The organism is Campylobacter concisus (assembly GCF_902460415.1).
GTDB classification, from domain to species: domain Bacteria; phylum Campylobacterota; class Campylobacteria; order Campylobacterales; family Campylobacteraceae; genus Campylobacter_A; species Campylobacter_A concisus_Y.
This window is the reverse complement of record NZ_CABPTY010000003.1, coordinates 85,932-98,337: the sequence shown is the minus strand read 5'-3', so window position 1 is coordinate 98,337 and position 12,406 is coordinate 85,932. Positions and strand designations below refer to the sequence as shown.

Genomic DNA, 12,406 nt, shown 5'->3' with positions numbered 1-12,406 from the left:
GGCTTTTAAAGGTAATTTATATAAATTTAATGGTAGAAAAATTTATAAGATATATAAAAATTTCTACCAATTTGAAGTTTATTTTTATTTTTGAGTTTTTAAGCTTTAAAAGCTCTTTTTTAGGATATTAGAAAGATAAATTTACTTTTATACTTAAATAAATATATTAAGTATAATAAATAACCTTATTTTTGTCCTATTATCAAAATTCACCCTTTGGGTGCAAAATTTCTTTTAGCTCGCTATCACTTAGCTTGTAGTTATAAAATCTCTCGTAAAACTCTCTTGTTTTTTGCTCTAAATTTAGATCGCTAAACTGCTCTGGGTAAAATGTCTTAGCTAGCCAAAGCGGATAGAGCGCACCTTCAGCGCTTCTTACACTCCAAAGATAAACGCCACTTGGCACTACAAAAATTTGCCCATTTTGCACAGCTTTTAGCTTGGCAAATGATGCATTTTTAGCGATAGCATCGGTACTTTTTTGCGAATTTGTGATGATGATGTCTGGGTTAAAGATGATGACTTGCTCTTCATTTATCGCTTTTGAAATTTTAAAATCACCATCGCTTAGCTCTGAGCTTAAATTTTTGCCACCAGCTACGCCAATATACTCTGCGCCGATATCTTTTTGGCTAATGGTGCTAAAGTTTCCTGAGTTGTAGTTAAGCACCAAAACTCTCTTTTTTGGCGTTAAATTTGCTGTTTTTTGGCTTACAAATTTTATATTCTCGTTAAAATAGTCATTAAACTCACGCGCCCTTTTTACGCTCTTTTCGCCCCAAATTTCAGCGATCTTGCTAAAGCTGTCTTGTATCTCTTTGATGCTTTGAAATTTATCTATCTTCACAACTGCGATGCCAGCGCTCTCTAGCTGAGCCTTGCTATTTTCATCAAACATCATGCTAACTGGCCCAAAAACAACTTGCGTTTTTGACGCTATGATCGTCTCGACGCTGCTGCTTAGCATGCCACTTTTGTTATCGTTGCTCTTTATTTTTGGAAAAATTTTTGACATAAGTGGAGGCAGTTTTGGCGCACCGCTAATTATATGATCTTCGTTGCCAAGCATCGCAGAGACCTGCACAAAAGCCCCTATCAAAGGCGTCGCACGCTCGATCACATCAGGCACTTCTACCTTTTTATTGTCGCTATCAAGCACCACTCTTGCTTGCAAACTAACAAGCAAAAAAGCCAAAAATAAAATTTTCTTAAACATATTTTCTCCTTTCAATCCGCCATCACGCAAGAGTAATGCTCGCGCTCATCGATGATATTTTTCACCACTCGTATATCTACGCCGTAAATTTTCTTTAAATTTTCGCTACTCATCGCCTCGCTAGCCTCGCCGTAGATGTAGTTTTTATCACGCCCAAGCATCGCGACCTTTGCGTTTAGATAAAAGACCTGCTCTGGTTGATGAGAGGTGAGGATGATGATGTAGCCTTGCTTTGCGAGCTTTTTTATCTCTTTTAAAACTCGCATTTGATTACCAAAGTCTAAATTTGCCGTTGGCTCGTCAAGTAGCATCACCTTTGAGCGTTGCGCTAATGCCCTAGCTATCAGTACCATTTGCCGCTCGCCACCACTTAGATCGGTGTAAATTTTATCTTTAAAACTCTCTAAATTTAGCGTTTTTAACGCATCTAGCGCTATCTTCTCATCCTCTTTGCTAGGGCGTTCAAATATACCAAGTCTTGCATTTGCACTCATCATCACCACGTCAAAAACGCTAAAAGCAAATGGCGGTGTGTGAGCTTGCGGGACGTAGCTTATAAAGCTTGCTCGCTCTTTCTCGCTCATCTTTAGCGCGTCTTTGCCGTCTATTAAAATTTCTCCCCCAAGTGGCTTTAAAAAACCAAGTATCGTCTTAAACGTCGTAGTTTTGCCAACGCCATTGCTACCAAGCAGGCAAAAGATGTCGCCATCTTGTAAATTTGCATTGAAATTTTCTATAACGACCTTTTTATCGTAGCCGCAGCTTAAATTTTTTATCTCAAATTTCACGCAAAACCCTTTTTGCTCTTATAGAGCAGATAGACAAAAAGAGGCGCGCCAACTAGTGAAGTGATGACGCCAAGTGGGATCTCGCTTGCCATTAAGCTGCGTGAAGTGGTATCGACTATCAGTAAAAATAGCCCTCCGCCAAGCAGAGAAGCTGGAAAGAGTGTGATGAAATTTGCTCCCACGACAAAGCGCATAATGTGAGGGATGACAAGCCCTACCCAGCCCACGATACCGCAAAATGAGACACAAGTAGCGGTTAGAAGTGTCGAGGCGATGATGATTATGATGTTGTAAAATTTCACATTTAGTCCCATCGCCCTAGCCTCTTCTTCGCCAAAACTAAGCGTATTTAGCTTGTAGCGAAGCATAAAAAGTGGCACAAGACAGATCATAACTACACAAAAAAGCAGAGCTAAATTTTTATATCCGCCGCTTCTTGCAAGGCTTCCCATCAGCCAAAAAGTGACTTCTGGTAGCTTATCATCGCTGTCAGCTAGAAATTTTATAAGCGAGCTAAGCGCCCCAAAAAGAGATGAGATGACGATGCCAGTTAGCACCATCACGAGTAAATTTAACCTGCCCTTTGCGATGACGCTGCTTATAAAAACAACAGCAAAAACCGCAAAAAGACCGCAAGCAAAGGCACTAAGCTGCACGCCTATGTAATTAAAATTTAAGATGATAGCCACGCTAGCTCCAACAGCTGCGCCACTTGAGACACCAAGGATGTCAGGCGAGACTAGAGGATTTTTAAAAAGGCCTTGATAGACAGCTCCAGAGCTAGCAAGCGCTGCACCAACAAGGACGGCAAAAAGCACCCTTGGCAAGCGAATGAGCGTAAAGACCGTGTAGCCTTGCTCGTCGCTTGGTTGCTCGTTTAAAATGGCTGATCTTATAAACTCAAAAATTTGAACGTAGCTTATCTCGTAGCGTCCGATACCTAATGAAAAAAAGAGCACCAGCAAAAGAAGCGCAAATAATGCGAAAATGATCTTTTGGCTACTCAAATTTTATCTCCCGCATGTCCCACCAGATAAGATAGCTCTTCGTCTCTCTTTTAAATTTAAAGCCGCTTTTGGTCTTTGTGAGGTAGCTTTTTACATTTTCTTTATAAATTTCTTCTTTTTCAGGCGTGATCTCACCGACAAATCTAAAATAAGAAAACGCCTCTTCAAGGCTAGCAAAATCCCTCTCAAAAATGGTGTCAATTATCTTTAAATTTGGATTTGCTCCCATGTCATAGACGATATTAAAGATAAAGTTATAGCCAAATCTCCTATCGCTAAGACCTGTCTCATTTTCATCTTTTATCCCTTTTAGGAAGTCTTGCCAGAACGTTTTTAAGCTTGGATAATCCATTAAAAAAGAGGTCATCACGACATATTTTTTAGCAAATTTGCAAAGCTTTTTTATATCAAAAAGCCCAACTGAGCGTGATGCTAGCACGATGTCGTGTTTTGGCAAGCTCTTTAAACTCTGCTCATCACTCCAGTCTTTTTGGATGAAATTTATATTTTTCGCTCCAGCCTCTTTTGCATTTTTTTTAGCGTATTCAAGCATTTTTGCAAACGGATCTAGCGCACTTACGCTCTTTGTTAGCTTTGCAAGTGGCACGCTAAGCCTTGCCGGACCGCAGCCCACGTCAAGCACGCTATCTTCTTTGCTAAGCGGCAAAAGCGAGAGTAAATTTAGCGTCGAGCCTGCTTCCATGCTAGTCATCTCGTTATACATATTTGCCACTGTATCCCAATCCACGCCGCTTTTTTGGCCGCCTTTTACTTTTTGTAAAGTAGAGGCGAAAGCTCTTTCAAAAATGGCTTGATAATTAACTAGTCCTTGCATTTTTCTCCCTTAGTTACTTAAATTTGCTCTAGAAAAGAGCAAATTTAAACAGCTAAAGCCGAAATAAATTCGGCTTTTAAGACTTAAAATTTAACTTGCGCGGAGAGCATGAAATTTCTACTTTGTCCTAAGAAAAGCGAAGTTCCTCTGCCGGCGATCGCTCCGTCCACGTCGGAAGGAAACATTCCCGCCCAGTATTTTTTATCAAACAGATTATTTACGTTAAATCTGATAGTAGCTTCCTTGCCGATCCAGTTTTTAGTCGTATATCTAGCGCCTATATCGGTCGTGAAGTATCCGTCTACGCTATAAGCGTTGGCATTGTCGATGTAACGTTTACCGGTATAGTGGAAATTCGTAGTAAATGCGAGCTTGTTAGTATTCGGTACTACGTAATCAAATAGCACGTTTGCCTGAAATTTAGGCTCGCCGATAACGGTTTTACCCTCCGATACGCCGTCTTTGGCATTTTTTATCTTTGCGTTAAGTAAAGTAAATCCGCCGTAAACGCTTAGATTATCTACGAGTTTGCCGCCGGTGGTTAGCTCAAAACCACGGTTTCTTTGCGTGCCTTGTATTTTATATTGCGCATTCGCTCCGCTACCGACTAGATACGTACCGGACGCTTGATCTCAAATACCGCCGCTTGTAAATCGATTTCTCCTATCCTAGCTTTTGCGCCGAGTTCGTATTGCTTGCTTCTGATAGGCTCTATTACGATCATCTCTCCTCGTCTTGGATGTGAGTTTGGAAATGTGTATGACGATTGTTCGTCTGAGATACTGTCTGCGTAAGTTGTATAAAGATTTAAATTTTCAATAGGCTTATAAACAAAACTGACCGCATAACTTTGTCCATTTTTGTCATAAGTTTTTGTCTTTTTGCCAGTATTTTTATTTATGACATTGCTTTGAAACCATGAATTTGAGAAAGATAAGATAGTGCTAAATTTATTGTTGAAAGCTATATCATCTACCAATACTATATTTTTAGTATCTGAGTATCTTGATTTGTATAAGCCATCGCCTCTATTTACATGAGCATTATTAAAAACCACTGGGTTACTTAAATAAGAATCGCCGTAATCTTTGTTGCCACCAGTAGTTTTTCCTGAATAAATTTTAAATCTATATCCATTAGTTGCTAAACCTACGTTATGAACTATGCTTCCTGTTCCAAAACTAGTGTTAGCCTTAGCAAACCAGCTATGGACTTGAAATTTACCAGAAGCACCGCTACGAGTATAATCTTCTTTTACATTAAATTTGCCGTCACTATTTAAAAAAGTATTACTAGGACCATACATATTTCTTAAAGCATTTTGCCACTGATAGCCACCCTCAAAGTACCAGTTGTCTGTTGGAGCATATTTTAGTTTTACACTAGCTGTTTGAGTTTTTAGATAATTACCCCCAAAAGTCTGACCAAGTCCCCTTTTAGTATCTTTTACAGGGCTTGGCACATCAAATTTTGCCACTCCGTTTGTTAGTGGCATACTAAATCCACCCGGCATTCCAGAATTTTCATGCTCGTAATGGCTAAAGTTTGTCTCAAGTGTCAAATTCTCTGTAAGGTAAAAATCAAGTCCAAGTGAGGCTAAACGACGAGAAAATTTACTATCTTTGGCATTCTTTTCACCGCCTGAGTAGTAAAACACACCTCTATATCCGACTTTTTCAAATTTATTTGAAGTATCAAGACCTACGCCTAAATTTGACCTTGAGCTGTAATCACTCCATATGATGTTTTGAAGCGGAACCGGACGCTTACGAGAGTAACTAAAATACCCTGTAGGCGCACCAGCACCATAAAGTGAGCCAGCAAGTCCGTTTTGCACTTGAAGGCTCTCAAACATCGCCATAGGTATAGCTGTAGTTGATGCAGCATAAAAACCATCCCAAAAGACATTACCGATTACACTACCTTGAAAACCACGAGTTTGTGGACGACCGATTTCAGCTCCACCACGATATTAAATTTGTGCTGAAGGGAAGTATCTAACTGCATCTTCAAAACCTTGAACACCTTGGTTATCAAGAACCTCTTTTGAGATCGTATTTACTTGATAAGGCATATCTAAGACTTTTTTGTCAGCCAAAGGACCAGCGGCTACTCTTTTGTTTAAAATTCCCTCATCAATACCGCTCTCACTGATGTTGTCACCGACCGAATTTACTTCAATACCCTCAAGCTTTGTCGTTTGCACAGCAAAAACTTGACTTAAAAAACCACTGCACATCAAAAGTGCAGCACATGTTGCAACCGAGATTTTGTAACTCAATTTTTACTCCTTTTATAAAAATTTTACGTCTGAAATGTTACTAAAACAAATATTAAATATAATTTATTGATTTATTAAATATTTAAAAATACATTTTATTTAAAAAAGCTATGATAGGGCATTATGAGAACGATTTTTAAAAATTTCATAGCTTTGGCAAGATAAATAAATACTATAAATATAATCTTTTATATCAAAAAGTGATACTTAAAATTTTAAGAAAAGTAATAATTGACAAAAATATAATAAAGGTTAATTTTTCTGTTTATAGTAGAAATTTTGGCTAAAAATTAGCCAAAATTTATTTTAAAAGCTCTTTTGCGTATTTTAGACCTAGCTCGTAAGCTTTAGCATTTGCTTCTTTGACCTTAGCTGGTACGCTTGCTAACATCTCTTCACACACTAAATTTTCATCCATACATTTACTCATAGCCACCGCCACGCCAAGGGCGACGACACTTTGAGTGATGACATTTCCGACCTCGTCTTTTGCGATAGAGATGATAGGAATTTCATAAATTTTCCAGCGCTTTTTATCTTCATCGCTCACTTTTACTAAATTTGGCTCAACAACGATCGCACCGCCCTCTTTCACGCCGCTTTTAAAGGCATCGTAGCTTATCTGCGCGGTGGCAAGCATAAAGTCTATCTCGCCCTCGTTTGCGTAAGGATATAAAATTTCTTTCTCATCAAGTATGATATCAACCTTCGTTGGGCCGCCACGTACCTGAGATGTGTAGGTAGAGGCCTTGACGCCGTATCCGCCCGCTTTTATCTTGGCAGCTGAGAGGATCTCGCCAGCTAGTATGACGCCCTGTCCGCCAACGCCGACAAATCTTAATTGTGACTTCATGCTAGCTCCTCAAAATTTATCGCTTCATTGCTCATAGCAGCCTTTCTTACCTTGTCGTAAGCCTTGGTGTATTCGATCTTTTCTTCATCTTTATGCAGCATGCCAAGTGGGAAAATGCCCTTTTTCTCCTCATCACTTAGCATGTCAAATTTGACCTTGCTCGTTGTGCGGCCCTTTATCCACTCTAAATTTTTCACCGCCTCGCCCATTTTGTTCTTGCGGCCTAAATTTATATGGCAGTTTGAAAATACATCAAAAAAGCTGTATCCATCGTGGCTAAAGCCCTCTACAAAGAGCTTTGTAAGCTTCTCTGGCTCGATGACGCTACCACGTGCGACAAAGCTAGCTCCTGCGGCAGTTGCGAGCATACAGGCATCAAAGCTAGGATCGATGTTGCCGTATTGCGCTGTGACCGTCCACATGCCTTTTGGCGTGGTTGGGCTGGTTTGCGAGTTGGTTAGCGCGTAGATGAAGTTGTTGATTAAGATGTGATTTAGTCCGATATTTCGGCGGCATCCGTGTATCGTGTGGTTGCCTCCGATCGCTAGTCCGTCGCCGTCGCCAGTTACTACGATGACGTGTTTGTCTGGGTTTGCCATCTTTACGCCAGTCGCGTAAGCTACGGCTCTGCCGTGAGTTGTGTGGATGGTGTTGCAGTCGAGGTATCCGCTAAAGCGGCCAGAGCAGCCTATGCCTGAGACCACGCAAACGTCGTTCATGTCCCAGCCGATGGTGTCGATAGCACGGATGAGCGCCTTTAGTATGACACCATCGCCACAGCCCCAGCACCAAAGAGTAGGCATTTTATCTGTTCGTAAATATTTATCATAATTAAAAGCCATAAATTTCTCCTATCTTCGCCTCGATCTCGCTTGGGCTTATCGGTCTGCCGTTTGCTTTTAGCAGTTTTGCAAAGTCATCTCTTAAGATGATCTTTGAAATTTCGCCACTATATTGACCTAAATTTAGCTCGCAGACTAAAATTTTCTTAAATTTATCTGATATCTCTTTTAGCTTTTTAGCTGGAGCTGGAAAGAGTGTGAGTGGCTTAAATAGCCCTACTTTTAGCCCTTTTTCACGTAAATTTAGTATCGCTTGCTTAGCCGAAAGCGCCACACTACCAAAGGCGATGATACAAATTTCAGCGTCTTCGAGCATAAACTCTTCAAATTTCTCGCACTCGTCAGTGTGTAAATTTATCTTGTTAAACAGCCTATTCATAGAGTATTCAACTATTTTGCCATCTTCTGTTGGAAAGCCAGTAGCGCCGTGATGAAGCCCAGTTATGTGGTAGTGATAGCCTTTAAAGAAAGGATTTAGCGTGGCTGGCTCATCAGCTGCTGCCTCGTAAGGCTTATACTCTTTTGGCTCGCCACTAAATTCTCTTCTTTTATAAATTTCTAGCTCGCTGATCTCTGGCAAACTAACCCTTGCTTGCATGTGACCTATCGTCTCATCAAGTAGCAGCATAACTGGCGTCATAAACCTAGCTGCGAGATTAAATGCGCGAACCGTCTGCGTATAGCACTCCTCTAGGCTGCTAGGGGCCAAAACTATCATATTTACATCGCCATGAGTTGGGTTTTTAGCCTGCAAGATATCGCCTTGTGCGACGCGGGTTGGCAAGCCAGTTGAAGGGCCACCACGCATGACATTTACGATGACAAGTGGTATCTCAGCGATAAAGCCAAAGCCTATTTGCTCAGCCTTTAGTGAAATTCCTGGACCTGAGCTAGCAGTCATTGCCTTAGCACCGCTCGCACTTGCGCCAAGAGCTACTGAAATCCCAGCTATCTCATCTTCCATTTGTATAAATGTACCGCCATGTTTTGGCAAAAGCACGCTTAGCTCGTGGGCAATCTCACTACTTGGAGTGATCGGATATCCGCCAAAGAAGTTACAGCCGCACTCGACCGCAGCCCTTGCTACTAGGGCATTTCCAGTTGATACTAGCTCTCTCATGCGCTCTCTCCAAGCTTTGCAAATTTATTTGCCTTTACGGCCGCAGCTCGCTCTTTGCTCTCAGCGGTTAGCTTTGCAAATTTAAAGCCTTTTTCAGCCACATAAATGGCAAAATCAGGGCAGTGAAGCTCGCAGTCGCGACAGCCTATACATGAGTCAGCATAGACGACCTCTATCATCTTACCAAGCACCGCTTTTGGCTCAAGCCTCATCGCTAGCACACCAGCTGGGCAGTAGCTCACGCAGACATCACAGGCCTTACACCTGCTCTCATCGACCCAAACAGGTACATTTTCTTTTACTATCATCTATATTCCTAATCTAAATTTTCTTTTAAAAATTTAATGTTTTTTCTAATATCAGCTTCACTTTTGCTTAGTTGTTCTTGCTCGCTGGCACTTAAATTTAACTCTAAAATTTCTTTTAGGCCATCACGTCCAAGCCTTACTAGCCTTCCGCAACTTAGTTCATCATCAAGAAGTACGCTAGCGCTTAAAATTTCATCACTCTTGCCCATGATCGCTTCACACATTTTCACAACTGCAGCCGCTGGTGCGTAGTAAGCTGAAGTGCCAAGAAGCTTAACGATCTTTGCGCCGCCTGTGCTTGTCTCTTTTTTAAGAGTTGCTAGCTCATTTTCGTTTAAATTTTCGCTGATATTACTAGCAGATACGATCATCTCGTCGTTGTGAGCGCCAATTATCTTTGTCTTTAGCTCTTTTGCATCCTTATCTTTTAGAAGTGCTAGCTCATATCTGCATCTTGCCCCATCAAGCTCACCAGCCATGCCGATCACTTTATTTTTGCTAAAACCGCTAAATTTATGAGCCGTCCAGACCATCACATCAAGCGGATTTGTCACAACGATTATCACCGCATTTGGTGCAAATTTTGCGATATTTTGAGCCGTTTGCTTTACAACGACGGCATTTTTAAGAAGCAAGTCCTCTCTTGTTTGACCCTCTTTCCTTGGGCTTCCAGCAGTTACCACTACAATATCACTGCCCTCTATTAGTATAAAGTCATCGCCACCGCAAACGGTAGTTTTAGCATTAAAAACGCAGCTTGACTGTGCTAGATCGATCGCTTTTGCACGTGCCACGTCACCAAATATATCCACAAGCGCGATCTCATCGCAAACTTCTCTCATACAAAGCGCATAAGCTATGCTTGCACCGACGTTTCCTGCTCCAACTATACTTATTTTCATTTTCTCATCCTATTATTTGATTTAAAATTTTACTTGGTCTCATGACCTCATTTGCCCTCACTTCATCTGGCAAATAATATCCACCAAATTCCACGCTTGCACCATCATTTTGTCTTAACTCTTTTAAAATTTCGCTCTCATTTTTCTCTAGCTCGTCTGCTAAATTTTCAAAAATTTTACTTAAAATCTCGCCACTTTTTGCTATTTCTCTTGCCCAAAATAGTGCCAGATAAAAGTGCGATTCTCTGGTATCAAGAGTGGCATTTGGCGTTTTGTTTTCGTCCAAATAGCTAGCAACGGCTCTATTTAGCGCATCGCTTAGCTCTTTTGCCTCTTTTTTTTGCTTAGTAAATGCCAGATGCTCAAGTGAAGCACTAAGCGCTAAAAACTCACCGAGACTGTCCCAAAGTAGGTGATTTCTCTCTTTTAGCTCTTTAACAAGCGTCGGAGCCGTTCCACCAGCACCTGTTTCAAACATTGCCCCACCAGCAAGTAGCGGCACAACTGAGAGCATTTTTGAGCTACCACCTAGCTCAAATATCGGAAAAAGATCGGTTAAATAGTCTCTTAAAACGTTACCAGTTACGCTTATGATGTTTTTGCCAGCTCTTATCAAGCTAAGCGTTTTTGTAGTCGCTTGCTCGTAGTTTAAAATTTCAAATTTAACGCCAGCTCTAACAAATTTATCTCTAAATTTTTCAAATTTAGTTATCAAATTTCTATCGTGAGCACGGCTACTATCTAGCCAAAATATAAGCTCATCTTTTGATATCTTGCCTCTTTTTAAAGCAAGCTCAAACCACGCATTTATCGCGTCTTCCTTTGCCTGTGTCATCCTAAAAATGTCGCCTTTTTTAACGCTAAATTTAAAGACACTCTCGCCAGCCTCATCAAAAACTACAAATTCTCCGTCTTCTTTTGCTATAAAAGTCTTATCGTGACTGCCGTATTCTTCGGCCTTTTTGGCCATTAGTCCCACATTTGCTACGCTACCAATGCTACTTACATCAAGCGCACCATGCTCTTTAAAGTCCGCCACGCAAGCCTCATAAACCCTAGCGTATGTTCTATCTGGGATCATACAAAGCGAGAAATTTAGCTCGCCGCTTCTATCTTTTACCTTGCCAGAGTTTCTAATGAGTGCTGGCACGGAGGCGTCGATGATGACGTCATTTGGCACGTCAAAGTTGCTGGCATTTTCATTTAGTGCCCAAATTTTTGCTTTTTTGCTCAAAATTTCATCAAATTTAGCCAAAATTTCATCTTTATTTTTAAGAGTTGAAATTTTAGAAAACATATCTTTTAGGCCATTTTTTGCCTCCACGCCGTGAGTTTTAAACTCATTACCAAACAGCTCAAAAACCTCTTTAAAATAGCTCTTTATCGCGTGAGCAAAGATGACTGGATCGCTAACTTTCATCATCGTGCATTTTAGGTGCAGACTCAAGGTCAAATTCTCTTTTTTTGCCTCATCAAAGCAGTTTTCATAAAATTTATCTAGCTCATCTACGCTTAAATATGTAACATCTACGATCTCGCCACTTTGTACGGCAAGCTCTTTTAAAAGCTCTTTGTTGCCCTCTTTACTTATGAAATTTACATAAAATTTCTCATCTTTACTGGCGATAATTGAGCGCTCATTCTCATAAAAATCGCCCTTTTGCATGTAGCAAATTTTTGTCTTATTTGTCTTGTCCCAGTCGCCGTTGCTGTGAGGATGCTTTTTGGCAAATTCTTTAACCGGTGGCAAGACTCTTCTATCTGAGTTTCCTTGTCTTAGCACTGGATTAACCGCGCTGCCAAGCACTTTTTGGTATTTTTTAGCGACCTCTTCGTCGTAATCCGTGATGATCTCATCTGGATAAAAAGGCACGTTTATGCCTTTGCTTCTAAGCTCCTCTATCGCTGCTTTTAGCTGAACAAGCGTGGCTGAGATGTTTGGCAGTTTTATGATATTTGCCTCTTTATGACTGGTAAGCTCGCCTAAAAGCTCCAACTCATCGGCCTTATTTAGTCCAAGCTCTTTGCTAAAAAGAGATAAAATTCTCCCAGCTAGGCTAATATCGGCCCTAGTTATGCTAATGTCAGCGCGGGATAAAAAGCTCTTTACGATAGGAAAGAGAGAGTAGCTTGCAAAAAGCGGTGCTTCGTCAGTTTTGGTCCAGATAATGTCACTCATTTTAGCCCTTTTATTTTTTTAAAATTTATCACTTTCTTTATTAAATCTCGTTGTATTTTAGGCATTTACCGCAAA

The 12,406-nt window shown here is 40.6% G+C and carries 13 protein-coding genes; all 13 read right to left on the bottom strand.

The genetic code is table 11. From position 1 onward, the window contains the following. Positions 1-202: 202 nt before the first annotated feature. Positions 203-1,216, bottom strand: a complete 1,014-nt coding sequence (locus FZ940_RS07940) for an ABC transporter substrate-binding protein (RefSeq protein ID WP_148822167.1) — start codon at positions 1,214-1,216, stop codon at positions 203-205. A gap of 11 nt (positions 1,217-1,227) precedes the next feature. Beyond that, a complete protein-coding gene (locus FZ940_RS07935) occupies positions 1,228-2,004 on the bottom strand; it encodes an ABC transporter ATP-binding protein (protein WP_148822166.1) in 777 nt (258 codons plus the stop codon). Beyond that, positions 2,001-3,011 carry a FecCD family ABC transporter permease gene (locus FZ940_RS07930; protein WP_148822165.1) on the bottom strand — a complete coding sequence of 337 codons (1,011 nt, stop codon included), beginning with the start codon at positions 3,009-3,011 and terminating at the stop codon, positions 2,001-2,003. Before FZ940_RS07930 ends, FZ940_RS07935 begins: the two co-directional genes overlap by 4 nt. Further along, the gene (locus FZ940_RS07925) at positions 3,004-3,846 is read right to left on the bottom strand and encodes a class I SAM-dependent methyltransferase (protein WP_148822164.1); all 843 of its coding nucleotides are present in this window, start codon (positions 3,844-3,846) and stop codon (positions 3,004-3,006) included. Before FZ940_RS07925 ends, FZ940_RS07930 begins: the two co-directional genes overlap by 8 nt. A gap of 83 nt (positions 3,847-3,929) precedes the next feature. Further along, entirely contained in the window at positions 3,930-4,424 is a 495-nt protein-coding gene (locus tag FZ940_RS09670; RefSeq protein WP_262367623.1) for a TonB-dependent receptor domain-containing protein, read from the bottom strand. A 29-nt stretch (positions 4,425-4,453) separates the two neighbouring features. Continuing rightward, positions 4,454-5,701 (bottom strand): TonB-dependent receptor domain-containing protein, encoded by a 1,248-nt coding sequence (locus tag FZ940_RS09665; protein WP_262367622.1) that lies wholly within the window; start codon positions 5,699-5,701, stop codon positions 4,454-4,456. A gap of 117 nt (positions 5,702-5,818) precedes the next feature. After that, a complete protein-coding gene (locus FZ940_RS09660; protein ID WP_262367621.1) occupies positions 5,819-6,127 on the bottom strand; it encodes a hypothetical protein in 309 nt (102 codons plus the stop codon). Positions 6,128-6,428: 301 nt separating this feature from the next. Beyond that, a complete protein-coding gene (locus tag FZ940_RS07915; RefSeq protein WP_107697694.1) occupies positions 6,429-6,980 on the bottom strand; it encodes a 2-oxoglutarate:acceptor oxidoreductase subunit OorC in 552 nt (183 codons plus the stop codon). Then, positions 6,977-7,822 (bottom strand): 2-oxoglutarate ferredoxin oxidoreductase subunit beta, encoded by an 846-nt coding sequence (locus FZ940_RS07910; protein ID WP_148822163.1) that lies wholly within the window; start codon positions 7,820-7,822, stop codon positions 6,977-6,979. Before FZ940_RS07910 ends, FZ940_RS07915 begins: the two co-directional genes overlap by 4 nt. Continuing rightward, positions 7,812-8,942 carry a 2-oxoglutarate synthase subunit alpha gene (locus tag FZ940_RS07905; protein ID WP_148822162.1) on the bottom strand — a complete coding sequence of 377 codons (1,131 nt, stop codon included), beginning with the start codon at positions 8,940-8,942 and terminating at the stop codon, positions 7,812-7,814. Before FZ940_RS07905 ends, FZ940_RS07910 begins: the two co-directional genes overlap by 11 nt. Then, entirely contained in the window at positions 8,939-9,250 is a 312-nt protein-coding gene (locus FZ940_RS07900) for a 4Fe-4S dicluster domain-containing protein (RefSeq protein ID WP_103604010.1), read from the bottom strand. Before FZ940_RS07900 ends, FZ940_RS07905 begins: the two co-directional genes overlap by 4 nt. An 8-nt stretch (positions 9,251-9,258) precedes the next feature. Next, positions 9,259-10,152: a malate dehydrogenase gene (locus FZ940_RS07895; protein ID WP_148822161.1), complete on the bottom strand. Its 894-nt coding sequence runs from the start codon at positions 10,150-10,152 to the stop codon at positions 9,259-9,261. Positions 10,153-10,156: 4 nt separating this feature from the next. Then, entirely contained in the window at positions 10,157-12,331 is a 2,175-nt protein-coding gene (locus tag FZ940_RS07890; protein WP_148822160.1) for an NADP-dependent isocitrate dehydrogenase, read from the bottom strand. Positions 12,332-12,406 lie beyond the last annotated feature (75 nt).